General features: G+C 62.1%; 24 protein-coding genes. 15 read left to right on the plus strand and 9 right to left on the minus strand.

Annotation, left to right across the window (positions count from 1 at the left end):
• Positions 1-127: 127 nt before the first annotated feature.
• The gene (gene dgcA, locus ABID16_RS06065) at positions 128-1,111 is read left to right on the plus strand and encodes an N-acetyl-D-Glu racemase DgcA (RefSeq protein ID WP_354555422.1); all 984 of its coding nucleotides are present in this window, start codon (positions 128-130) and stop codon (positions 1,109-1,111) included.
• On the opposite strand, the gene ABID16_RS06070 is transcribed toward dgcA, so the two are convergent.
• The 5 genes from ABID16_RS06070 to ABID16_RS06090 all read right to left on the minus strand — a co-directional run bounded on the left by ABID16_RS06070 (position 1,063) and on the right by ABID16_RS06090 (position 5,378).
• Entirely contained in the window at positions 1,063-2,283 is a 1,221-nt protein-coding gene (locus ABID16_RS06070; protein WP_354555423.1) for an MFS transporter, read from the minus strand. The genes dgcA and ABID16_RS06070 overlap by 49 nt on opposite strands.
• A 135-nt stretch (positions 2,284-2,418) precedes the next feature.
• On the minus strand, positions 2,419-2,739 hold the full coding sequence (locus ABID16_RS06075) for a TfoX/Sxy family protein (RefSeq protein ID WP_354555424.1): 321 nt from the start codon (positions 2,737-2,739) through the stop codon (positions 2,419-2,421).
• Positions 2,740-2,743: 4 nt separating this feature from the next.
• Positions 2,744-4,357 (minus strand): NTP transferase domain-containing protein, encoded by a 1,614-nt coding sequence (locus tag ABID16_RS06080; protein WP_354555425.1) that lies wholly within the window; start codon positions 4,355-4,357, stop codon positions 2,744-2,746.
• On the minus strand, positions 4,354-5,049 hold the full coding sequence (locus tag ABID16_RS06085; protein ID WP_354555426.1) for an XdhC family protein: 696 nt from the start codon (positions 5,047-5,049) through the stop codon (positions 4,354-4,356). Before ABID16_RS06085 ends, ABID16_RS06080 begins: the two co-directional genes overlap by 4 nt.
• On the minus strand, positions 5,049-5,378 hold the full coding sequence (locus ABID16_RS06090) for an XdhC family protein (RefSeq protein WP_354555427.1): 330 nt from the start codon (positions 5,376-5,378) through the stop codon (positions 5,049-5,051). The genes ABID16_RS06085 and ABID16_RS06090 overlap by 1 nt, the downstream gene beginning before the upstream one ends.
• Positions 5,379-5,731: 353 nt before the next feature.
• Here ABID16_RS06090 and ABID16_RS06095 point away from each other — a divergent pair, with 353 nt between their 5' ends.
• Positions 5,732-6,532 (plus strand): alpha/beta fold hydrolase, encoded by an 801-nt coding sequence (locus ABID16_RS06095; protein ID WP_354555428.1) that lies wholly within the window; start codon positions 5,732-5,734, stop codon positions 6,530-6,532.
• Positions 6,533-6,540: 8 nt separating this feature from the next.
• Here the strand turns inward: ABID16_RS06095 and ABID16_RS06100 are convergent, their stop codons facing one another.
• From ABID16_RS06100 to ABID16_RS06110, 3 genes are read right to left on the minus strand one after another with little or no spacing between them, the layout of a single operon-like run.
• The gene (locus ABID16_RS06100; RefSeq protein ID WP_354555429.1) at positions 6,541-7,779 is read right to left on the minus strand and encodes a vWA domain-containing protein; all 1,239 of its coding nucleotides are present in this window, start codon (positions 7,777-7,779) and stop codon (positions 6,541-6,543) included.
• 4 nt (positions 7,780-7,783) lie between these two features.
• Entirely contained in the window at positions 7,784-8,713 is a 930-nt protein-coding gene (locus ABID16_RS06105; RefSeq protein ID WP_354555430.1) for an AAA family ATPase, read from the minus strand.
• A gap of 32 nt (positions 8,714-8,745) precedes the next feature.
• Positions 8,746-9,240 carry a flavin reductase gene (locus tag ABID16_RS06110; RefSeq protein ID WP_354555431.1) on the minus strand — a complete coding sequence of 165 codons (495 nt, stop codon included), beginning with the start codon at positions 9,238-9,240 and terminating at the stop codon, positions 8,746-8,748.
• Between the two features lie 171 nt (positions 9,241-9,411).
• Between ABID16_RS06110 and ABID16_RS06115 the strand changes: the two genes are divergently transcribed.
• The 7 genes from ABID16_RS06115 (at position 9,412) to ABID16_RS06145 (ending at position 18,187) form a co-directional block, all read left to right on the plus strand.
• Complete coding sequence (locus tag ABID16_RS06115; RefSeq protein ID WP_354555432.1) at positions 9,412-10,503, plus strand: ABC transporter substrate-binding protein; 1,092 nt, start codon at positions 9,412-9,414, stop codon at positions 10,501-10,503.
• 95 nt (positions 10,504-10,598) lie between these two features.
• On the plus strand, positions 10,599-11,273 hold the full coding sequence (gene rpe / locus ABID16_RS06120) for a ribulose-phosphate 3-epimerase (protein ID WP_354555433.1): 675 nt from the start codon (positions 10,599-10,601) through the stop codon (positions 11,271-11,273).
• A 107-nt stretch (positions 11,274-11,380) separates the two neighbouring features.
• The gene (gene purB, locus ABID16_RS06125) at positions 11,381-12,688 is read left to right on the plus strand and encodes an adenylosuccinate lyase (RefSeq protein WP_354555434.1); all 1,308 of its coding nucleotides are present in this window, start codon (positions 11,381-11,383) and stop codon (positions 12,686-12,688) included.
• Positions 12,689-12,820: 132 nt separating this feature from the next.
• Positions 12,821-13,588, plus strand: a complete 768-nt coding sequence (locus ABID16_RS06130) for an SDR family NAD(P)-dependent oxidoreductase (RefSeq protein ID WP_354555435.1) — start codon at positions 12,821-12,823, stop codon at positions 13,586-13,588.
• A gap of 136 nt (positions 13,589-13,724) precedes the next feature.
• Entirely contained in the window at positions 13,725-13,925 is a 201-nt protein-coding gene (locus ABID16_RS06135) for a YgaP family membrane protein (protein WP_354555436.1), read from the plus strand.
• Between the two features lie 12 nt (positions 13,926-13,937).
• Complete coding sequence (locus tag ABID16_RS06140) at positions 13,938-14,906, plus strand: efflux RND transporter periplasmic adaptor subunit (RefSeq protein WP_354555437.1); 969 nt, start codon at positions 13,938-13,940, stop codon at positions 14,904-14,906.
• A gap of 95 nt (positions 14,907-15,001) precedes the next feature.
• The gene (locus ABID16_RS06145; RefSeq protein ID WP_354555917.1) at positions 15,002-18,187 is read left to right on the plus strand and encodes an efflux RND transporter permease subunit; all 3,186 of its coding nucleotides are present in this window, start codon (positions 15,002-15,004) and stop codon (positions 18,185-18,187) included.
• Positions 18,188-18,454: 267 nt separating this feature from the next.
• Here ABID16_RS06145 and ABID16_RS06150 read toward each other — a convergent pair whose 3' ends face one another.
• Complete coding sequence (locus ABID16_RS06150) at positions 18,455-20,086, minus strand: long-chain-fatty-acid--CoA ligase (RefSeq protein WP_354555438.1); 1,632 nt, start codon at positions 20,084-20,086, stop codon at positions 18,455-18,457.
• 166 nt (positions 20,087-20,252) lie between these two features.
• Between ABID16_RS06150 and ABID16_RS06155 the strand changes: the two genes are divergently transcribed.
• From ABID16_RS06155 to purQ, 6 genes are all read left to right on the plus strand, one after another.
• Positions 20,253-20,813, plus strand: a complete 561-nt coding sequence (locus tag ABID16_RS06155; RefSeq protein WP_354555439.1) for an RBBP9/YdeN family alpha/beta hydrolase — start codon at positions 20,253-20,255, stop codon at positions 20,811-20,813.
• 138 nt (positions 20,814-20,951) lie between these two features.
• A complete protein-coding gene (gene purC / locus ABID16_RS06160) occupies positions 20,952-21,716 on the plus strand; it encodes a phosphoribosylaminoimidazolesuccinocarboxamide synthase (protein WP_112695358.1) in 765 nt (254 codons plus the stop codon).
• 19 nt (positions 21,717-21,735) lie between these two features.
• Entirely contained in the window at positions 21,736-21,978 is a 243-nt protein-coding gene (gene purS / locus ABID16_RS06165; RefSeq protein ID WP_230826871.1) for a phosphoribosylformylglycinamidine synthase subunit PurS, read from the plus strand.
• A gap of 18 nt (positions 21,979-21,996) precedes the next feature.
• Complete coding sequence (locus ABID16_RS06170) at positions 21,997-22,200, plus strand: hypothetical protein (protein ID WP_354555440.1); 204 nt, start codon at positions 21,997-21,999, stop codon at positions 22,198-22,200.
• The gene (locus ABID16_RS06175) at positions 22,197-22,454 is read left to right on the plus strand and encodes a hypothetical protein (protein ID WP_354555441.1); all 258 of its coding nucleotides are present in this window, start codon (positions 22,197-22,199) and stop codon (positions 22,452-22,454) included. Before ABID16_RS06170 ends, ABID16_RS06175 begins: the two co-directional genes overlap by 4 nt.
• A gap of 119 nt (positions 22,455-22,573) precedes the next feature.
• Positions 22,574-23,245: a phosphoribosylformylglycinamidine synthase subunit PurQ gene (gene purQ / locus ABID16_RS06180; RefSeq protein WP_354555442.1), complete on the plus strand. Its 672-nt coding sequence runs from the start codon at positions 22,574-22,576 to the stop codon at positions 23,243-23,245.

Raw genomic sequence — 23,245 nt, forward strand, 5'->3', positions numbered from 1 at the left:
CCGCCCTGACGGGAGCGCTGACCCGACGCCACGGTTCTGGCGTCATATGCTTTACTCTTATATAGACCAAGCTCCCGCCGGCGACAGCCTGACCTCACCATTAACGACTTTCGTACAAGGCAAAATCATGATCCGTTACGCCGAAGCCACAATCGAGAGCTTCCCGATTGCCGGCAGCTTTACTATTTCCCGCGGTTCAAAAACATCGGCCGACGTGGTCGTCTGCACCATTCGCGAGGGAGGTAACGCGGGGAGAGGCGAATGTGTTCCATACCGCCGGTACGGAGAAACGATCGAGAGCGTCATGGCCGAGATCAACGCCATCCTGCCAATGGTCGTCGAAGGCATGGAACGCAGCGTGTTGCAATCGCTGATGAAGCCGGGGGCAGCCCGCAATGCGGTCGACTGCGCGCTCTGGGATCTCGAAGCCAAGAAGAATGGCCTCACAGTCATGGAGGCGATGGGCCTCAGCATCGCGCGCCCCCTGGTGACGGCCTACACGATTTCTTTGGGTTCGCCGGAGGAAATGGCAGCGCAAACGGCGAAATGGGCGCATCGCAAGCTCCTGAAGGTCAAGGTCGGCACGGAAGACGACGAATCACGCATCCGCGCGGTTCGCGCCGCCGCCCCCGACAGCGCCATCGTGATCGATGCCAACGAGGGCTGGACGGTCGACAATCTGACGCACCACCTCAATGTCTCGGCAGAATGCGGCATCGGCCTTATCGAGCAGCCGCTGCCGGCCGGACAGGACGAATTGCTGGCACGCATCCCGCATCCCGTGCCGATCTGCGCCGACGAAAGCGCGCATGAGACCGAAGGTCTGGAACTGTTGCGCGACCGCTATGACGCGATCAACATCAAGCTCGACAAGGCCGGCGGGCTGACCGAAGCGCTGAAGATGAAGAACCGCGCCCGCGAGCTCGGCTACGAGGTAATGGTCGGCTGCATGGTGGGTACGTCGCTGGCCATGGCGCCGGCCGTGCTGCTGGCGCAGGACGCCGATTTCGTCGATCTGGACGGCCCGCTCCTGCTGGCGCGCGACCGGACGCCGGGGCTCGTCTACGACGCCTCGTTCGTCCTGCCGCCTGCCCCTGCCCTCTGGGGCTGAGCGAGCCATCCGGCGAGCACGAAGAGTGTGCCGGCAACGGAGAGCACGCACATGAACAGGAAGCTCACCCCGCCGAAGCGGTTGAAGACGAGGCCGCAGAAGAAGGTCGAAACCGCCATGAAAATGTTGCTATAGAAGAAATACAGCCCCTGAGCGGTCGCCTCCTGATGCCCCGGCACACGCTGGGTGATCAACCTTTGAAGCCCGAGATGGGCCGTGGCGAAGGTGAAGGCGTGCATGCATTGCAGCGGGATGAAGCTGTAGAAATCCGTGGCCAGCGGGAATGCCGCCCAGCGCACCGTCGACATCAACGTGCCGGCAAAGATGAGCTGCCAGATCGAGAAGCGGCGCAGGAGCCAGCTCGACCACAGGAAGACACAGACTTCCGCCGCGACGCCGGCACCCCAGAGAAGACCGATTTGCGATCCTGCGATCCCGATCTGCTCCCAATAGAGAGACGAGAACGTGTAGAGCATGGCGTGGCTTGACCCCGACACCGTCACGCCGATCAGCACCAACAGGAAGTCGGGCTTTCGGAAGACGCGCTCTTCGGGAACCATCGTTGGCTCCGTAATCGGCTTCAGTCGGGTGCCGCCCGTCTTGGGCGCAATTAAGCCGCCGACAACGGTCAGGAAAAAGCCGAAGGTGATGGCCGGCAAGACCGAGCTTGCGCCATGGGCTCCGACCAGATAGCCGCCGGCAAGCGTCGCGACGATGAAGAGAATCGAGCCCCACATGCGCATGTGGCCATACTGGTAACCCCAGCGACGCGCGCCGGTCATCAGCAGCGATTCGGCAACCGGAGAATATGGCGAATAGAACGCACCGAGCAGGCCATAGATCAGCAGGACCGGCCAGAAGGCGACCGAATAGAACATCGCGCAGCAGGTGATCAGCGATGTCAGGCCAGACCAGAAAAGCACCGTCGCGCGCTCGCCGATCCGGTCGGAGAGCGCCGCCACGACCGGGGCGATGATCACACGCACGATCAGCGGGACGCCGGTGATGAGCCCGATCTGCCAGTCGGCCAGATGCAGCGACTGGAGCCAGACCGGAAAATAGGGCATGAGCAGCGCATTTGTAATCATGGGCGCGCAGAATGTCATCGCGGCCCGCGTTCTGTAATAGAACGGCGCTTGCCCGAACTGGGCATCCGAAAGAACAGTGGTCATGTGGTACCTGGAGGCGTGTGTCCGCGGAAAATGCCGGGACGAGTCAATTGCTAACACGCCCTTATGAGGTACGCCAATCAGCCTTTTTCATGGCCAGATCAATTCCGTGAAAACACTGTTTCGGGTGTGACTTTTTTATCGACTTCTGAGGGCAGCGCCGAGGGCTGTTCGCGCAAGCGTCGCCATCTCGTCCGGGTCGTCCCAGCCGACCTCCGGCATGGACCAATAGGGCATGGAGACAGTCTTGCCTGTCTTGTTGTGCTGATAAGTCCAGCGCATGCCGCCGGCGGCCTCATATTGCTGAGCGCATTCGGCATCGCCCTTCAGGAGCATGCGGTCGCGCAGCCAGATCGCGATGATCTCGCCATCACTGTAAATCCCCTTGCCGCCGAACATGCGGCGGATGGAGATGGGGCCCACCGCCTGAAACATCTCCTCCAGCTGATCGTTGTCCATCGCCTTACCCTTTCAGCACGCCGCCCGCTGCCTCGATCGCCTCGATCGTGTCCACGTCGAGATGCGCCGCCTCGCCGATCTCGACATCGATGACCGGCAGACCGCTCTTCTCGATAATATGCCGCGCGCCGACATCGCCCTCAAGCCGCAGGAGCGCCGGATAAAGCGTCTTCGGCAGGATGACGGGGTTGCCGCGCTTGCCGGCTGAAACGGCGCGCACGATGGCATTGCCGGCTTCGGCGCGGAAAGCCCCGATCAGTTTGGCATAATCGTCTGAGGTCACGCCCGGCATGTCGGCAAGCGCGATGACGACGCCGTCCGTCTCGCGAAACGCTTCGACGCCAACGCGGATCGAAGAGGCCATGCCGGTTGCGAAATCGGCGTTGCGGATGGTTTGCACGTCCAGCCCGGCAAGCGCCTGGCCGATCTCCTCGGCACGGTGGCCGGTGATGACCGCGACCTTTTCAGCACCCGCTGACACTGCCGCCGCGACGCTACGGCGCACCAAGGGCTCGCCTGAAAATTCGGCGAGCAGCTTGTGCTTCTCGCCCCCCATGCGGCTGGCGCGGCCGGCGGCGAGAACAGCGATGCCGACCGTGGGGCGATGCGGTTCTTCGGTCGCCTTTTCGCGCGGCAGCGGACGCAGCGGAATTTCCATGAGAAGGCCTCCGACGCCCAAGCTCGCGGCATCCTTTTGCGTGGGCCGCTCGCCGGCGAGAATGCGGTTCAAGATCCAGTCGAAGCCGTTTTCCTTCGGGCTTCGGGCACAGCCCGGCGCGCCGATCACCGGAACGCCGCCGACATAGCCGAGCACGAGGAGATTGCCCGGATCGACCGGCATTCCGGCAATGGCCAGCTCACCGCCGGCAAGGCGGATCGCAGCAGGGATGACGTCGCCTTCATCGGTCATCGCGGATGCGCCGAAAACGATGACGAGGCCGAAGCGCTTTGTAAAATCGGCTATGTGTTCGGCGACCGCCTGCGCATCGTGCGGACAGCGGGCTTCCTCCGCAATGCGGCTGCCGCTCGGGCGAAGCCGGTCCTCGGTGAGGCGCTTCGTCTTGTCCATGACGGAAGATTTCAGCGAGGGCAGCGCCGTTGCGATCAGGCCTGCCGTGAGGCTGGCGAAGGGCTTGACCGCGAAGGCAGAGCCCGACGCAAGCAGCACCCTGCCCTTGTCCGCCAGTTCGGCTGAAACAGCGAGCGGAATGATCTTGACCGTCGCCACCAGATCGCCCTTGCGGACGGGCGCGCGGTCGGCGAGCGTGGCGAGCGTGAGGGCGGGATGTATGGCATTGAAGGCATCGATCAGCGCACGGTCGGCGCGGAAGAGGCCGTTTGCTTCGGCATGGAAGTTGACGCGGCCGGTCGCCGCGGGCGAGGCACTGAAGCCATCTGCCTTGAGCGCATCCGCAATCCTTGACGCGGCTTCGTCCTCGCCGATATCGCCCGGCTCCAGACGTGCGGCGATGACCGAAGCCACACCGGCGGCGCCTAACGTTACGATATCTTCTTCCGTTACGATATGTCCCTTCGGCAGCCGTCCGCCCTCGAACATCACCGAATGGGCGAGCACGCAGGCCTTCGCCTCGACAACCGGCACCGCGCCGAAGATCATGCTCTGGCTCCGATGACGCGTTTGCGCAGCGCCTGGATGATGTCGCCGAGGATGGCAACCGCAATTTCTCCGGGGGTTGATGCGCCGATATCGAGCCCGATAGGGGCGGAGATGCGGGCAATCTGGGCGTCCGTGCAACCGGCTTCCTTCAGCCGCTCCACGCGCTTCGCATGCGTCTTGCGGCTGCCGAGCGCGCCGACATAGAAGCAGCCGGCTTTGAGCGAAGAAACAAGCGGATAGTCGTCGATCTTCGGATCGTGAGTCACCGCGACAAGGGCCGTGAAGGCATCGAGCGGCGCGTCCTTCAGCACGTCCTCCGGCCAGTCGGCGGTGAGCTTCACGCCGGCAAAGCGTTCAGGCGTCGCAAAGGCCGTGCGCGGGTCGATGATTTCGAGATCGAAGCCGGCGACCGGGGCCATCGCGGCAAGCGCCTGGCTGATATGGACCGCGCCGATGACGACGATCCGCGGCGGCGGAACATGGACGTTGAGGAAGAAGCTCTTGCCGTCTTCCTCGACAAGACCGGACTTGCCGGAAAGGAAGGCCTTGTTCAGCGCCTCTGCGGGAATCCCCGGCAGCGCCTCGCCTTCCAGCGCCAGCCGGTCCTCAGCCGTTGCCAGATCGGTCACGAGAATGGCGGCGCGGCGGGCGCGCTTGGCTTCGTTCAGTTGTTTCAGGATCTCGATGCGCATCAGGCAACCTTCTCGACATAGACGCGGATACGGCCGCCGCAAGAGAGACCGACGCGCCATGCCGTCTCGTCCGCCACCCCGAATTCCAGCATGCGTGCACTGCCCGAGCCGATGACATCCATCGCTTCCGTGATCACCGCGCCTTCGACGCAGCCGCCGGAGACGGAGCCATGGAAATTGCCTTCGCCGTCGATCACCAGATGGCTGCCGACCGGACGCGGCGCGGAACCCCATGTCTCGATGACCGTCGCCAGCGCCACATCGCGCCCCTCCGCCTTCCAGCCTTCTGCAATCAGAAGCGGATCGTCAAACCCTGCCATGTCGTTCATAGGTGCCTCCGTTTTGTGGGCTCCGGAAGAGGCTTAGCGTCCGATACGGGACGCCTTGCCGTCGTCAGGATCCTGAAACTGCCTCCTCCGCCGTCAACTGAGGAGTAACGTACCCGTCAGCCATCGACAAGGAAATCGACGGCGGCATGAGGGCTGAACTCGTGTTCTCCAAGCGTGGCCCAACTCGACAGCGTATCAACGAAGCTGTATCTCCCGAGGGGAACTACTTGGAGGATTTCTCGAACCATCGCCCTGAAGCCGCGTGAACGCGTTTTTCAGAGATAGGAGCGCTTCCGCCACTTTGCAAATGAACGCGGCAACCTCAGGGTTGCCGGACAAATAGCAGGCTCGTCATGAATGAGATAAAGACCGGGAAATTCTTCGGACGCCTACCGTACACGCGCGTGGGCATCGGTCCAGATCCCGTCCTTCTGATCAATGGAGGGCAAGGCTTCATGATGCGGTCGGATGCAGCGCGCGCGGCGAAGGATGGTAACCGGATGGCGCGCCTGATGCCGGATGGCTGCAGCTTCATCATCCTCAACTATGATCCCGAGCCGGGCGATATTTCCGTCGCTTCCATCGCCGATGACGTTGCTTCGGTGATCCGGAGCGAACTCGGCGGGCGGTGCGTCCTGATGGGAATCTCCTATGGCGCCGTCATCGCCTCCCATGTTGCGGCCCGTTCGCCGGAACTCGTGGAAAAGCTCGCGCTCGTCGCAGGAGCGCCTGACTTCGACACAGAAGGACGGGAGCGGTTGCGGCGGCAGGTCGACCTTGCCCGCGATGGTCAACTTCTGGCCCTGACGCGTGAGTTTATCGCCGTGTTCCGGCGGCCGTGGCTGAACCTGCTTCTGAGATTGCGACTGAAGCTCTGGCCTAAACGCATCCTGGAGCGTCTTTCGCCGCCAGAGGCCATCATTGCCTACTTGGAGGCGATGCTCGCTTACAGTCCGAAAGAGCCTTCGCTCGACACGTCGAAGCATGACTTGCTCATTTTTGGCGGCGATCGAGACCAGTTTTTCGGCGAGCATCTGCGCGCAGCGCCGGTTACGTTCGGCGAGGCCAAGGTCGTCATTCTGTCCGGCGAGACCCATATGGCTCCGATGGAGCGGGGGCGAGATCTCAAGGAAGCGCTGACCGCGTTCTTGTAAATCGCCGCTCAGAGTCGACCGAGATACCGCCTCGGGTCCGCCTTCCGCCCGCCGCCCTCGCCCGACAGCGCTGCCACCAGATCGCCGATCGCCTCCAGATTATGCACCGGGCGGAACTCGTCAACATGGGGCAGCATGGCGCGCACGCCGCGGGCTCTTGCTTCGAACCCATCGAAACGTAGGAGCGGATTGAGCCAGATCAAGCGGCGGCAGGAGCGGTGCAGCCGATCCATCTCGGTTTCCAGCTCCTCGATACTGTCGCGCTCCAGCCCGTCAGTGATCAGAAGCACGCTCGCGCCCTGCCCCAGAACCCGGCGCGCCCAGAGCCGGTTGAACTCGCGCAGCGTTTCGCCGATGCGGGTGCCGCCCGACCAGTCGGTAACGGCGGCCGAACAGGCGTCGAGCGCTTCGTCCGGGTCCTTGTGGCGCATCTGGCGGGTGACGTTGGTGAGCCGCGTGCCGAAGAGGAAGGTGTGCACCCGTCGGCGCTTTTCGGTCATGGCGTGGAGGAAATGCAGGAAGATGCGGGTGTATTGGCTCATCGAGCCGGAAATGTCGGCCAGGATCACCAGCGGCGGGTGAATCGTCCGGTGCTGCTTGAACTTCGGCAGAAGCAGATCGCCGCCAGTCTTCATGCTGGCGCGCATGGTCTGGCGGGCATCGAAGATCTTCGGGCGGTTTGAGGGGCGAAAGCGGCGGGTGCGGACTTCATCGAAGGGCAGTTGGATGCGAGCGATTTCGGCCTTGGCGATGGCGAGTTCCTTCGCCGACATCTGGGCGAAATCCATCTTGCGCAGCACTTCCGATCCCGACATCGTGAAGCGGGCGTCGAATTCGATTTCCGGTTCTTCGGGCTTGGCGCTGCGGCGGTCCTTTTCGGCCACCAGCGCATCGGCGGCGCGCGACTGGCCGGCGCGGCTTTTTTCCTTCTGGCCGATATTCGGCGTGCCGGGCAGCATCATCTGCATCATCTTGGCGATCAGTTCGCGCGAGCGCCAGAACAGCCGGAAGGCCTCGTCGAACACGGCCTTGTCCTCATGGCGCTTGACGAAAACGGCGAAGAGCGCGGTGTAGAATTCCTCGCGCGAGCCGATGCCGATGGCCTCAACGGCCTCCACCGCATCGATCACCGCGCCGGGGCCGATCTTCAGGCCCGCCTTGCGCAGCGCGCGGGCGAAATGGGTGATGTTGTCGGCAAGCCTGCCGTCACCTCCCTTTCCACTCGCGATTTCGCTCGAGACATCCATCGTGTCAGCCTGCGGCCAGAAGTTCGGCCTTCACTTCAGAGAGGATCTTCGTGCCCTCGCCGCCCTGAATGCGCGAGATGTCGTCCTGATATTTGAGGAGCGTGCCCAGCGTATCGGCAATCGTTTCCGGATCGAGGGCCACGCGGTCGAGTTCGGTCAACGCCGTCGCCCAGTCGATGGTTTCGGCAACGCCGGGGTTCTTGAACAGATCGACCTCGCGCAGCTTCTGCACATAGGCCACCACCTGGCGCGCCAGCATCTCGTTGCAGCCCGGCACCTTGCGGGAGACGATTTCCAGCTCCTGCTTCGAGTCGGGATAGCCGACCCAATGGTAGAGACAACGGCGCTTCAGCGCGTCATGCACCTCGCGGGTGCGGTTGGTCGTGATGATGACGATGGGCGGCTCTTCGGCACGGATCGTGCCGTATTCGGGGATCGTCACCTGGAAATCGGAGAGCACTTCGAGGAGGAAGGCTTCGAAGGCCTCGTCCGTGCGGTCCAGTTCGTCGATCAGGAAGACCGGCGCGCGGCCGGCGGGCGCGGAAATCGCCTGAAGCACCGGACGGCGGATCAGGTGCTTTTCGGAAAAGATGCCTGATTCCATCTCGCCGCGATCCGTGGCGCCGGAGGCTTCCGAGAGGCGGATTTCCAGCATCTGGGCGGGATAGTTCCACTCGTAGACGGCAGACGAGATGTCCAGGCCCTCATAGCATTGCAGACGGATCAGCGGCCGGTCGAGCGCCTTGGCGAGAACCTTTGCCACTTCCGTCTTGCCCACGCCGGCATCGCCCTCAAGGAAAAGCGGACGCTTCATCTTCAGCGCAAGGAAGAGAACTGTCGCCAGCGAACGCGAGGCGAGGTAATCTTGGCTTTCGAGAAGGCTGGCGGTTTCGTCGATCGATTGCGGCAGCGGCCGCGCAGTCATGCCGGTCATGTGGGATGCGATCTCCTCTTATAAGGAGAAGTCTATATCGCGTGATAGCTCCGGTCCATATAAACAAGAGACTGATCTTTGGAGCCGAGACGCAGGCCCACGACCTCGCCGAAGAAGATGTTGTGGGTCGAGACCGACTTCGTATCGACTATGCGGCAGTCGTAGGCCGCGATGGCGTCCTTCAGCGTCGGCGCGCCCGTCACAAGTTCGTCCCACTCGCCCATGGCGAAGCGCTCTTCGACCGGAAGCTTGGCGAAGCCGGCAAAGGCGTCGGCCAAACCCTTATGATGCGCAGCGAGCGTATTGAGCGCGAAGACGCCGCTTTCGGCAAAGATGTCGTTGCTGGCATTGTGCCGGTTAAGGCAGACGAGAACCATGGCGGGGCTGTCGGAGACCGAGCAGGCGGCCGTGATGGTCACGCCGCGCCGCACGCCTTCGTGAGCGGTCGTGACGATCTGCACATGGCCGGCATAGCGCGCCATGGCGTCGCGATAGAGCTTCGGATCGATACCGGGTGCGCTCAACACTTCATTCTCCAGTCTGTTCCATTGATGATAAAGATAGACCGGGAATGTTAAAATTCACCGCCCCAGCACCGACAAATTGCCGTTTTCGACCGACATGTCGTAATTCCGTTTGAAGCGGAGCCAGTGCCCCACTATTGTTTTCAACACGATACGAAACGGATGCCGCACTGGATGACGAAACTTGCCTTTACGACCGCCGCCCTTCTGAGCCTCGTTTCCGCCGGCTTGGCGGAAGCCCAGGGTCTGACGATTGGCGTTGTCGCGCCGCTGGACGGCCCGTTCGCGATCCTCGGCCAGCAGATTCTCGACGGCGCGAAGGCGCAGGCCGAGGCCAGCGGCAATCGCATTCTGCCCGTTCCCGAAAGCTGCGCGCCCGATTCAGGCGTCGATGTCGCGAGCCGGCTGATCGCCGGGGGTGCCACGGCTGCCGTCGGCTTCCTGTGCGCCGATTCGCTGATCGGCAGCGCGCAGGCGCTCAAAGAGGCCGCTATCCCGGTCATCACGCTATCGGCCCGGTCGAAGGTGCTTTTCGAAGACGCCGTAAAGAATGACTGGCCGATCTATTCGCTGAGCCCCCGTCCCGGTGAGGAGGCGAGCGTGACAGCCGGCATCATGGCCGGCCTCTGGCCAAACTCCGCCATCGCCCTCCTGGATGACGGCACGCTGAACTCGCACGAACTGGCGGCCAATATCCGGTTGGAACTGGAGGACAAGGGCATCAAGCCGGTGCTGGCGGAGGCTTTCAGGCCCAGTATCGACAATCAGAAAATTCTGATCCGGCGACTGCAGAAGGCAGGCGTCACAGCCGTCTATGTGGCGGGCGCGCGCAGCGATGTGGCAACGATTGCCCGTGATGCGGCCGGGACCGGCATGGCCATCATGGGCGGGGATCAGCTGATTGCGGCCGACGAGACCGTTGCGCTTCCCGATGGCGTTCTGGCCGTTATTCCGGAGCGCTGGCGCGAACAGCCGGCAGCGTCGGCCATCGTGCACGCGCTCGGCGAACGCCAGATCTATGCGGAAGGTTACGTGCTCCCGGCCCATGCGGCGGCGCAGATCGTCGACAGAGCCCAGACGACAGTCAGCGACAAGCAGGACCTAGCGGCCTCGATCTCCAGCGGGACCTTCGACACCGCAGTTGGAAAGGTGACATTCGCCAAGGACCATTTTCGTGCCGACGATGTCTATCGGTTGCTGGAATGGCGCAATGGTGGCTTCCAGCCGCCTGCCCCGGCAGCCGGCAAACCCGGCCAGACCCAATAATATCGTTTTAAAGGAAGCGGCACCCCCTGCCCGCCATTGCCCAAGCCCGCCAAGCGGTGTTAGGGGCGCGGCAACGAATTACTGGAGGCAGCCCCATGAAACCCATCCGCATCGCGCCCTCGATCCTTGCATCGGACTTTTCCAAGCTGGGACAGGAGGTCAGGGATGTTGTGGCGGCGGGGGCCGACTGGATTCATCTCGATGTCATGGATGGGCATTTCGTGCAGAACATCAGCTACGGGCCGGATGTCATCAAGGCGCTGCGCCCGCATACCGATGCGGTCTTCGACTGCCACCTGATGATCTCGCCCACCGACGCCTATCTCGAGGCCTTCGCAAAGGCCGGTTGCGATTACATCACGGTCCATGCGGAAGCCGGCCCGCATCTCCATCGTTCGCTGCAGGCGATCCGGGCGCTGGGCAAGAAGGCCGGCGTGGCGATCAACCCAGCAACGCATGAAAGCGTGCTCGACTACATTCTCGGCGATGTCGATCTTGTCCTTCTGATGAGCGTGAACCCCGGCTTTGGCGGCCAGAAATACATTCACTCCGTCACAGAGAAGGCAAAGCGTGTCCACGCCATGATCGGCGACCGGCCCATCGAACTTGAAATCGATGGCGGCATCACGCCGGAGACGGCGCCCGCAGCGGCGGCAGCCGGCATCAACGCCTTCGTCGCCGGCTCCGCCGTCTTCAAGGGCGGCAGCGTCGAGAGCTATCGGGCGAACATTTCGGCGATCCGCGCCGCCGCCGAAAAGGGCCGCGCCTAACCCGCTGCGCCGATAGTTTGCACCTTGCGTCCGGCATGCGTTGAGATTGCCGGCCATGTTTGCTATGGCGCGGGCAACGATATTCCAACTGACAAAGGCGAAAGCTGATGATCCCGCGCTATTCCCGCCCCGAAATGGTGTCCATCTGGTCGCAGGAGACCAAGTTCCGCATCTGGTTCGAGATCGAGGCGCATGCCTGTTTCGCGCTGGCCGACCTCGGCGTGATCCCGAAGGAAGCCGCGCAGAACATCTGGGACAAGGGTTCGGCTGCCGAATTCGACGTCGCCAAGATCGACGAGATCGAGGCCGTCACCAAGCATGACGTGATCGCGTTTCTCACGCATCTGGCCGAATTCATCGGCCCGGACTCGCGCTTCGTGCATCAGGGCATGACGTCCTCGGACGTGCTGGACACGACCTTCAACATCCAGCTCGTACGCGCTGCCGATATCCTGATTGCCGACATGGACAAGCTGCTGGCGGCGCTGAAGAAGCGCGCCTTCGAGCACAAGGACAGCGTGCGCATCGGCCGCTCGCATGGCATTCATGCCGAGCCGACGACGATGGGCCTGACGTTTGCCCGCTTCTATGCCGAGATGAGCCGCAACCGCGACCGTCTCGTTGCCGCGCGCGCCGAAATCGCCACCGGCGCGATTTCGGGTGCTGTCGGCACGTTTGCCAATATCGATCCGAGCGTCGAGGAACATGTCTGCGAAAAGCTGGGCCTGAAGCCCGAGCCGATCTCGACGCAGGTCATCCCGCGCGACCGCCATGCGATGTTCTTCGCGACGCTGGGCGTCATTGCTTCGTCCATCGAAAACGTCGCCATCGAAATCCGCCATATGCAGCGCACGGAAGTTCTGGAAGCGGAAGAGTTCTTCTCGCCGGGCCAGAAGGGTTCGTCCGCCATGCCGCACAAGCGCAATCCGGTGCTGACGGAGAACCTGACGGGTCTCGCCCGCCTCGTGCGCATGTCGGTCGTGCCGGCGCTCGAAAACGTGGCGCTCTGGCATGAGCGCGACATCTCGCATTCCTCCGTCGAACGCGGCATCGGCCCGGACACAACGATCACGCTGGACTTTGCCCTGAACCGCCTCGCCGGCGTCATCGACAAGCTGGTGATCTATCCGGAAAACATGCTGAAGAACATGAACAAGTTCAAGGGCCTGGTCATGAGCCAGCGCGTGCTGCTGGCGCTGACGCAGGCCGGCGTTTCGCGCGAGGACAGCTATCGTCTCGTCCAGCGCAACGCCATGAAGGTCTGGGAAAACGGCGCGGACTTCCTCGAAGAACTGCTTGGCGACGAAGAGGTTCGGAAGGCTTTGTCGGAAGAAGACATCCGCGAGAAGTTCGACCTCGGCTATCACACCAAGCATGTCGACACGATCTTCCGCCGGGTTTTCGGCGAGGCGTAAGTCTCTCATCCGCGATGGATTTCGAAGCCGGTAGCCCACGCTGCCGGCTTCTTTCGTTTGACGGCGCGTGTTTTGTTTGACGACTCGGGCGAAGTTCCTATCGTGCCTCCATGTTCATCAGGAGTTACTGACATGGCTGGACGTCTCGCAGGCAAGGTCGCAATCGTTTCGGGCGGAGCTACGGGCATGGGCGGGGCATCGTCCAGCCTGTTTGCGGCGGAAGGCGCGAAGGTCGCGATCATCGACCGCAATGCGGAGGCCGGCGCTGCCAAGGTTGCCGAGATCGAAGCGGCCGGTGGCGTCGCGCTGTTCCAGCAGGCCGATGTCTCGAAGGCCGATGAGGTCAACGCCGCCGTCAAGGCCATTGAGGCGGCATTCGGGCCGGTGACGGTGCTGTTCAATCACGCGGGCACGATTGTCATCAAGCCGTTCCTGGAGACGACCGAGGAGGAATGGGACTGGCTGCACGACGTCAACGTGAAGTCCATGTATCTCATGACGAAGGCGGTGCTGCCGGGCATGATCGCGGCGGGCGGCGGGTCGATCGTCTGCACCTCCTCCATCTCGGCCGTCGCGGCCACACCGATGGAGGTGCTTTACGACACGACCAAGGGCGCGGTGCATATGTTCGCCCGTGCCATCGCCGTCGAATTCCGCGACCGCAACATCCGCTGCAATGCCGTCTGCCCCGGTTTCGTGCGCACGCCGCATGGTCTGCGTGAAGTGAAGGACCTGCAGGCGCTGGGCGTCGATGTCTCGGAAGAAGCCCTTGCCGCGCAGCAGGGGCGCATCTGCGAGCCGGAGGAAGTGGCCAAGGCCGCCCTCTTCCTCGCCTCCGACGACGCGAGTTTCGTCAACGGGGCGCATCTCTTCGTGGACAACGGATTTACCGCGCTTTGATCATGGACAAGGCGCGACAGGCCGAACCGGGTGAGTATTCGGCTAGCTGAACATGACAGTTGATGAATTGCGGACTTGAAACATATATAAAGCAATATATATGATAGCCTGAATTCAATCAGACTGGAGCCCCACCATGACTCTCGACCGCGCCGTTTTCGCCTTTGCCGGCATCATGACCCTGCTTTCGGTCGTGCTGACCGTGTTTGTCTCTCCCTATTTCATCTGGTTCAGCGTCTTCATCGGCGCGAACCTCCTGCAATCCGCATTCACCGGCTTCTGCCCGGCCGCGATGATCTTCAAGCGGTTCGGCATCAAGGCCGGCTGCGCATTCTGAAGGACTGCTCCGATGCACAAGACATGGATGGTCGCCGGCCTTTTGGCGCTCGCGAGCCCGGCGCTGGCCGGCTCGCTCACGCTGCAACCGACCGAGATGACCGAGTGGAAGGCCGTTTACGGTCAGGTCGAGGCGAAGGATACGGTTCCGGCGCGTGCCCGCATCGGCGGCGTGATCACGGAGCTTTCCGTCACCGAAGGCGATGTCGTGAAGGCCGGGCAGAAGATCGCCGTCGTCCGCGACGACAAGATCGACTTCCAGCTCGCCGCCTATGATGCGCAGCTGAAGGCGCTGGAAACGCAGCTTGCCAATGCGCAGTCGGAACTGGCCCGCGGCACGGCGCTGGTCGGCAAGGGCATCACGACCCAGCAGCAGCTCGACCAGCTGAAGACCAGCGTCGATGTTCTAGGCAGCCAGATCGTGGCGCTGACCGCGCAGCGCTCCGTCTCGGTCGAGCAGCAGAAGGAGGGCGATGTGCTCGCACCCGCGAATGGCCGCGTGCTGCAGGTTCCCGTCACCAAAGGGGCCGTCATCATGGGCGGCGAGCCGGTGGCGACAATCGGCGGCGGCGGCTTCTTCCTGCGGCTGGCCATTCCCGAGCGTCATGCGAGCGCCCTGAAACAGGGGGCGAGCATCCACATCTCGTCCGGGGGTACACAAGAGACGGGCAAACTCGTCAAGATATATCCCGAGATCACCAACGGCCGTGTGGCCGCCGACGTCGAGGTGGCAAAGCTCAATTCCGATTTCGTCAATGCCCGCGTGCTGGTGGAAATTCCCGTGGCGACGCGCAAGGCGCTTCTCGTGCCGCAAGCCTCCGTCATCACCCGCTCCGGTATCGATTTCGTCAGCGTCGAGGAGAACGGCAAGGCGGTCGAGCGCGCCGTGATCCTCGGCGAGAAGATGGAAGACAGCAATCCGCCCATGGTCGAAGTTCTGACCGGGCTTGCCGCGGGCGATAGCGTGGTGACACCGAAATGACCGACGACAATAACAAGAACCAGGCGGGCGCGGGCCATGAAGAGCTCAGCGCCTGGCCGGTCGAGCATCATCATGAGGAAGCAGAAGACGCGGGCATGCGCGACCTCGGCATTGCCGGGCGTCTGACCAAGGCTTTCATCAAGTCGCCGCTCACCCCCCTCTTCCTGCTGGCCGCCTTCGCCTTCGGACTGGTCGCGCTGATCAGTCTGCCGCGCGAGGAAGAACCGCAGATTTCGGTGCCGATGGTCGATATCATCGTGCAGGCTCCGGGCCTCAAGGCCGAGGATGCCGTGAAGCTCGTCACCGAGCCGCTGGAAACGGTGGTCAAGAGCATCGATGGCGTCGAGCATGTCTATTCGCAGTCCGGCGATGACAATGTCATGGTCACGGCGCGCTTCAAGGTCGGCACCTCATCCGACGCTGCGGTGCTGCGCGTCCATGACAAGGTCATGGCCAACATGGACAAGATCCCGCTCGGCATTCCGCAGCCGATGATCGTCGGGCGCGGCATCGACGATGTCGCCATCGTCTCGCTGACACTGTCACCGAAGCCGGAAGCGGCCGATCGCGTTACCGCCAATGACCTCACCCGCATCATGCGCGAGCTGCGCACCGAAGTCTCGAAGATCGACAATGTCGGCCTGACTTATCTCGTTGGCGAGACCGGCGAGCAGATCCGCATTGCGCCCGACCCGGCCAAGCTTGCGCTCTATGGCGTGACGTTGCAGCAGCTTTCGGCCAAGGTGCAGAGCGCCAACAGTGCCTTCCCTGCCGGCACCGTCAGGAAAGACAATCAGGAACTTGGCCTGATTGCCGGCGAAACGCTTTCCACACCCGCCGAGATCGGCAATCTGCTGCTGACATCACGCGATGGCCGGCCGGTCTATGTTCGCGATGTCGCCGATATCAGCCTTGCGACCGACACGGCGGACCTGCGCGTCTCGACCGTCACGAAGACCGAGAAGGGTGTCGAGCGTGTTCCGTCCGTCACGCTGGCCGTCGCCAAGCGGGCGGGCTCGAACGCCGTGACGGTGGCCGAAGCGGTGCTCAAGCGCGTCGAGCTCCTGAAGGGCGATCTGATCCCCGGCGACATGCATCTCGAAGTCACCCGCAACTATGGCGAAACCGCCAATGAGAAGGCGAACGAGCTGCTCTATCATCTTGGGCTTGCGACCGTTTCGATCATTCTCCTCGTCTGGCTTGCCATCGGGCGGCGCGAGGCGATTGTGGTCGCCATCGTCATTCCGGTGACGATCCTGCTCACCCTCTTTGCCTCCAATGTCATGGGCTATACGCTGAACCGCGTTTCGCTCTTCGCGCTGATCTTCTCCATCGGCATTCTGGTCGATGACGCCATCGTCGTCATCGAGAACACGGCGCGGCACTGGGGCATGCATGACGGGCGTTCGCGCCGCCGTGCGGCCATCGAGGCGGTTGCGGAAGTCGGCAATCCGACGATTGTCGCGACGCTGACGGTCGTTGCCGCTCTTCTGCCCATGCTCTTCGTTTCGGGCATGATGGGTCCCTATATGAGCCCCATCCCGGCCAATGCTTCGGCTGCGATGATCTTCTCCTTCTTCGTCGCGGTCATCGTCACGCCCTATCTGATGCTGAAGGTCAGCGGCAAGGCGCCTGTCGTTCATCACGACGAAGCGCATGGCGGCAAGCTGGGACAGCTTTATGCCCGCGTGGCGCGGCCGATCCTGAAGACGAAGGCGCGCAGCTGGATCTTCCTGCTCGCCGTCGGCGTCCTGACGCTCGGCTCGCTCAGCCTCTTCTACACGAAGCATGTGACCGTGAAGCTCCTGCCCTTCGACAACAAGTCGGAGCTCTCCGTCGTGATCGATCTGCCGGAAGGCGCGTCCGTCGAGGCGACCGACCGGGTGGCGCAGGACATTGCCCGCATCGTCGTCGGCCTGCCGGAGGTCGTTTCGGTGCAGACGCATGCCGGCACGGCCGCGCCCTTCAACTTCAATGGTCTCGTCCGGCACAGCTATATGCGCTCGCAGCCTTACATGGGCGACGTCGCCGTCAACCTGACGGGCAAGGGCGAGCGGGATCGTTCCTCGCACCAGATCGCGCTCGATATCCGCGAACGCATCACCAAGCTCACCGTCCCTGCCGGCACCAGCCTGAAGGTTGTCGAGCCGCCGCCAGGGCCGCCGGTCATGGCGACGCTGCTTGCCGAAATCTACGGTCCCGACCCGGAAACGCGCCGCAAGGTGGCAGCCCGTGTCGAGGAGGCGTTCCGCAGCGTTCCCTATATTGTCGATATCGACAATTCCTATGGCACGCAGGCTCAGCGCATGCGTATGACGGTGGATACCGACAAGGCCGAGTTCTTCCATGTCGAGGAAGGCGATGTGTTCAACACGATCTCCATCCTCAATGGCGGGCAGACGGTTGGCTATTCGCATCGCGGCAACGGCCGCGCGCCGATCCCGATCCGGGTCGAGCGGGCGAAGGGCGACCAGCAGCTGAACGAGGCGTTCCTGACGACGCCCATCCCGGCCAATGTTCTGCCCGGCGGCAATGGTGTCGTGGAACTGGGCGATGTCGTCAAGGTCACCAACGAGCTCTCCTCCTTCCCCGTCTTCCGGCACAATGGCCGGAGCGCGGAAATGGTCACGGCGGAGCTTGCAGGCCAGTTCGAGGCCCCGCTCTACGGCATGCTCGCCGTGCAGGACGCCCTCGACAGACAAGACTGGAAGAACCTGCCGAAGCCCGTCATCGCGCTGCATGGCCAGCCGGAGGATGAGTGTCATCCGACGCTGCTCTGGGACGGCGAATGGGAGGTGACCTGGGTCACGTTCCGCGACATGGGGGCGGCCTTCATGGTGGCGCTTGTCGGGATCTATATCCTCGTCGTCGCGCAGTTCGGCTCGTTCAAGCTGCCGCTCGTCATCCTGACGCCGGTGCCGCTGACCTTCATCGGCATTCTCGCCGGTCACTGGATGTTCGGCGCACCCTTCTCGGCCACGTCAATGATCGGCTTCATCGCGCTGGCCGGCATCATCGTCCGCAACTCGATCCTGCTGGTGGATTTCATCCGCAACAGCAACATGGCAGGACGGACGATGACGGACGTGCTGATCGAGGCCGGCGCGATCCGCTTCAAGCCGATCCTGCTGACGGCACTCGCCGCCATCATCGGCGCGGCGGTGATCCTGACCGACCCGATCTTCCAGGGACTGGCGATCTCGCTGCTCTTCGGGCTGGCGTCTTCGACCGCGCTGACGGTTCTGGTCATCCCGGCGATCTATCGGGTTCTGAGGACGTGAGACAAAGGATCATAGATTGAATCAAAATCCCCGCCCAACTGTCTGTCGGGCGGGGATTTTTTTGTCCCGTCAATTCCTGGGCGGTCCTGCCGTGACGCCCCCTCACCGCGCCTCCGCTGCGCTCGGCGCACCTCTCCCCAAGGGGCGAGGAGGCCAGCGACGCTGCGGCACATTCCCTCTTCTCCCCTAGGGGAGAAGGTGGCCCGACGGGCCGGATGAGGGGTTCTCACGAGCTGGTTCAATTGTCACCGGCCCGCGATCCCGAGCTTACGACGCCATCGGCAGCCTGTATTCCTTCATCTGCTCGCGCAGTTCCGTCTTCAGGATCTTGCCGGTGGCCGTGTGCGGGATGGCGTCGACGAAGACGACATCGTCCGGCATCCACCATTTGGCGATCTTGCCCTCCATGAAGCCGAGAATGTCGGACTTGGAAGGATTGCGGCCTTCTTTCTTGACGACGATCAGCAGCGGGCGCTCGTCCCATTTCGGATGCGCGACACCGATCACCGCAGCTTCGGCCACATCGGGGTGGCCGACCGCAAGATTTTCGAGGTCGATGGAGGAAATCCATTCGCCGCCGGATTTGATGACGTCCTTGGAGCGGTCGGTGATCTGCATATAGCCTTCCGGATCCATATGAGCGACGTCGCCCGTGTCGAACCAGCCGCCCTCGTCGAACTGTTCGGCGCCCCTGCCCTTGTAGTAAGAGCTGGCGACAGCCGGGCCGCGCACCTTGAGGCGACCGAATGTCTTTCCGTCCCACGGGCGATCGACATCCTCGTCGTCGGTGATCTTCATCTCGACGCCGAAGGGGGCATGGCCCTGCTTCATCTGGACATCGTAGCGCGCTTCGCCTTCCAGCTTGTCATATTCAGGCTTCAAGCTGCCGAGCGTCCCAACCGGGCTCATTTCCGTCATGCCCCAGGCATGGACGACATCGACGTCGTAGTTTTCCTTGAAGGTCTTGATCATCGAGCGGGGTGCGGCCGAGCCGCCGATGACGACGGAGCGGAGATCGGGAAGCTTGCCGCCTTCCTTTTCCATGTGCTGCAAGAGGCCAAGCCAGACGGTCGGCACTGCCGCCGTCACTGTCACGCGCTCCTCGGTCAGGAGACTGTAGATCGACTTTCCGTCCATGCCCGAACCCGGCATGACCAGCGTCGCGCCGACCATGGGGGCCGACAAGGCGATGCCCCAGCCATTGGCGTGGAAGAGCGGAACGACCGGCATCAGCCGGTCACGGGACGAGAGCTGCATGGCGTCCGGCTGGATGCAGAAGAGCGAATGGAGCACGTTGGAACGGTGTGAATAGACGACGCCCTTCGGGTCGCCCGTGGTGCCGGACGTGTAGCACATGCCGGCAGCGGCGCGCTCGTCGAGGTCTTTCCAGACATAGTCGTCATCGACTTCAGCCAGCCAATCTTCATAGGGCACGACGTTCGGAAGGCTCGTCTGCGGCATGTGGGCGGCATCCGTCAGCACGATCACCTTTTCGAGGGACGGCACCATGGGCGCAATCTTCTCGATGATCGGCATGAAGGTGAGATCGACGAAGATGAACCGGTCTTCCGCATCGTTCATGATCCAGGCGATCTGCTGCGGGAAAAGGCGCGGGTTCAGCGTGTGATAGACCGCGCCACAGCCCATGATGCCATACCAGGCTTCGAGATGCCGCCAGGTGTTCCAGGCGAGCGTGCCGATGCGGTCGCCGACCTTGATGCCGTCCTTTTCCAGGCGCTTGGCCAGCTGTAGGGAACGGCGGCGAACGGTGGCATAATCTGTGCGGTGAATAGGCCCTTCGACAGACCGGGATATAACTTCGCGCTTGCCATGAAACAGGCCTGCATGGTCGATAACCTTGTGGCAAAGCAGCGGCCAATCCTGCATCAAACCGAGCATATTCACTCCTCCCAAAGTGTTTGTGGAGAACAGAGTACCCGGAAGGGAGATGCGCGCAAGTCTAAACTTTCGTCTTAAGCCTTGAAATCGCTCTCATTTTTTGCATTGCAACATAACGCGTTTCAGGGTTCTTGACGATTGCGTGAGGAAAGCAGACATAAGGACCATGAAAGTAGCAGACGTCGAAATTCTCATAGTGCCCGGCTATACCAATTCCGGTCCGGATCATTGGCAGACACGCTGGGAAAACAAGCTCTCCACCGCCCGCCGCGTCGAGCAGACCGAATGGTCGAAGCCGGTGCGCGAGGACTGGGTGTCGCGTGTTGTGGAAGAGGTCAATGCCGCCGAGAAGCCGGTCGTGCTGGTCGCGCATTCGCTGGGCGTACCCGCCGTCATTCATGCCGTGCCTCTATTCAAGAAGCCCATTGCTGGAGCCTTCTTTGTTGCACCGCCGGATGTCGCCAATCCGTCCATCCGGCCGAAGCATCTCATGACGTTCGGACCCTATCCGCGCGATCCGCTGCCCTTTCCGTCGATGACGGTCGCCAGCCGCAATGATCCGTTCGGCACCTATGAACATGCCGACGATATCGCAGCGAGCTGGGGTTCGCTTCTGCTTGATGCGGGCGAGTCCGGCCATATCAACGCGGATTCGGGTCATGGTCCATGGCCCGAGGGAACGATGATCTTCGCGCAGTTCCTGAGCAATCTCAGGCCGCCGAACTGACAGCGCCAGGGACGAAAGCGGGGATCGCTTCGTGCCAAGCGTTGTTAAATGCCGCAAGATCGGCTAAGGAGCCGCAAAACTTAAAACAAGCATGTCGAGTCCATTCCAGCGACATGCGCCGAACAGGTCGAATTTTTCATGAACCGTCGCCGCCGTATCTACGAAGGCAAGGCCAAGATCCTTTACGAAGGACCGGAGCCGGGCACACTGATCCAGTTCTTCAAGGATGATGCCACCGCCTTCAACGCCAAGAAGCATGCCGTCATCGACGGCAAGGGCGTCCTGAACAACCGCATCTGCGAGTTCATCTTTTCGCACCTGAACCGCATGGGCATTCCGACGCATTTCATCCGTCGGCTGAACATGCGCGAGCAGCTGATCAAGGAAGTGGAGATCATTCCGCTCGAGATCGTCGTGCGCAATGTCGCCGCCGGGTCGCTGTCGACCCGCCTCGGCATCGAGGAAGGCGTGGTTCTGCCGCGCTCGATCATCGAGTTCTACTTCAAGTCGGACCAGCTGAGTGACCCGATGGTCTCCGAAGAGCACATCACGGCCTTCGGCTGGGCAAGCCCGCAAGAGCTTGACGACATCATGGCGCTCGCCATCCGCTGCAACGACTTTCTCTCTGGTCTCTTCCTCGGCGCCGGCATCCAGCTTGTCGATTTCAAGATCGAATGCGGCCGCCTTTTCGAAGGCGACATGATGCGCATTGTTCTGGCCGACGAGATCTCGCCGGACAGCTGCCGTCTCTGGGACATCGAGACCAAGAAGCGCATGGACAAGGACATCTTCCGCAAGGATCTCGGCGGGCTGATCGAGGCCTATCAGGAAGTCGCCCGTCGTCTCGGCATCATCAACGAAAACGAGCCTGTGCGCGGCACGGGTCCGGTTCTGGTCAAGTAAAACCGTCAGGGGATTAGACGTGATCAAGGCACGCGTAACCGTCACGCTGAAAAATGGCGTTCTCGACCCGCAGGGCAAGGCAATCGAAGGCGCGCTCGGCGCGCTGGGCTTCGACGGCGTCGGCCATGTCCGCCAGGGCAAGGTCTTCGACATCGAGATCGACAGCGCCGACAAGGCCAAGGCCGAGGCTGACCTAAAGGCCATGTGCGAGAAACTTCTGGCGAACACGGTAATTGAGAATTATACTATCGCTCTCAATTAAAGGTGGAGCGACAGGCCCGTGTCGACGATCACGACCGAGATGATCTACGAAGAGCTTTTGAAGCTTGATGAGAGATCGCGCCGGTTTAACGAAGACTTGAAAGAGCTTCGTGAAACGTCTCGCGAGACATTGAGGATCCTTGCCGAGGGACAGGCGCGGAACGATGCCCAAAGGGCGCGCCTGTTCGGCGATCGGATCGGAGCGTCGCCGGAAAACTCATGAGCGAAATTCGCCAAGAACTTCTTCAAGAATTGCTGCGGCGACTACACGCACGAAACGATGAGGCAGATAGGTCGATACGAGACCTACGCACGGACAATATTGCGCTCAGGCGCCTTGTCGCAGCGCAACAGGTCGACATTAGCAACCTGCATGAACTGATCCATAATCTCGAAGAGCGCTTGTCGCGGACGGAAAGACGGTTGGATTTGCGTGAGTTCTCCGAAGCCGCCCAAGCCGACTACTTGACGGATTAGGCGCCGGCGAAGTTTTGGGGACTGGCGGGAAAATCCAATTGACGATCCGGCCTCATGGACCTATTGCCACCTCTATTCGAAAGAGACCAGCTTTCGAGAACACTGGAGCTTTGAAAGCCATGAAATCCGCCGTCGTTCAGCTTCCCGGACTTAATCGCGATCGCGACATGATCGCGGCGCTGACCAAGATTTCGGGCAAGGCCCCTGTCACGGTCTGGCAGACGGAAACGGAGCTTCCGGATGTCGATCTCATCGTCATCCCCGGCGGCTTTTCCTATGGCGATTATCTGCGCTGCGGCGCGATTGCGGCACGCATGCCGGTCATGCAGGCGATCCGCGAAAAGGCGGAACAGGGCGTGAAGGTTCTCGGTGTCTGTAACGGTTTCCAGATCCTGCTCGAAGCCGGCATGCTGCCCGGCGCGCTGATGCGCAATGCCTCGCTGAAATTCGTCTGCCGCGAAGTGAAGCTCGAAGTCGCCAATGCCGAGACTGCCTTCTCTCGCGCCTATGCCAAGGGCCAGATCCTGCGCTGCCCGGTCGCACATCACGACGGCAACTATTTCGCCGATGCCGAGACGCTGAAGGCGATAGAGGACAACGGTCAGGTCGTGTTCCGCTATGCCGAGGGCACGAACCCGAACGGCTCGATGAACGACATTGCCGGCGTGATCAACGCCAAGGGCAATGTTCTCGGCATGATGCCGCATCCGGAAAACCTGATCGAGGCCGCCCATGGCGGCTCGGACGGCCGTGGCCTGTTCGCTTCGGCGCTCGACGTCATCGCTGCCTGA

The sequence above is a fragment of the Limnomicrobium aquaticum genome (assembly GCF_040545545.1).
Lineage (GTDB): Bacteria > Pseudomonadota > Alphaproteobacteria > Rhizobiales > Rhizobiaceae > Ensifer_A > Ensifer_A aquaticum.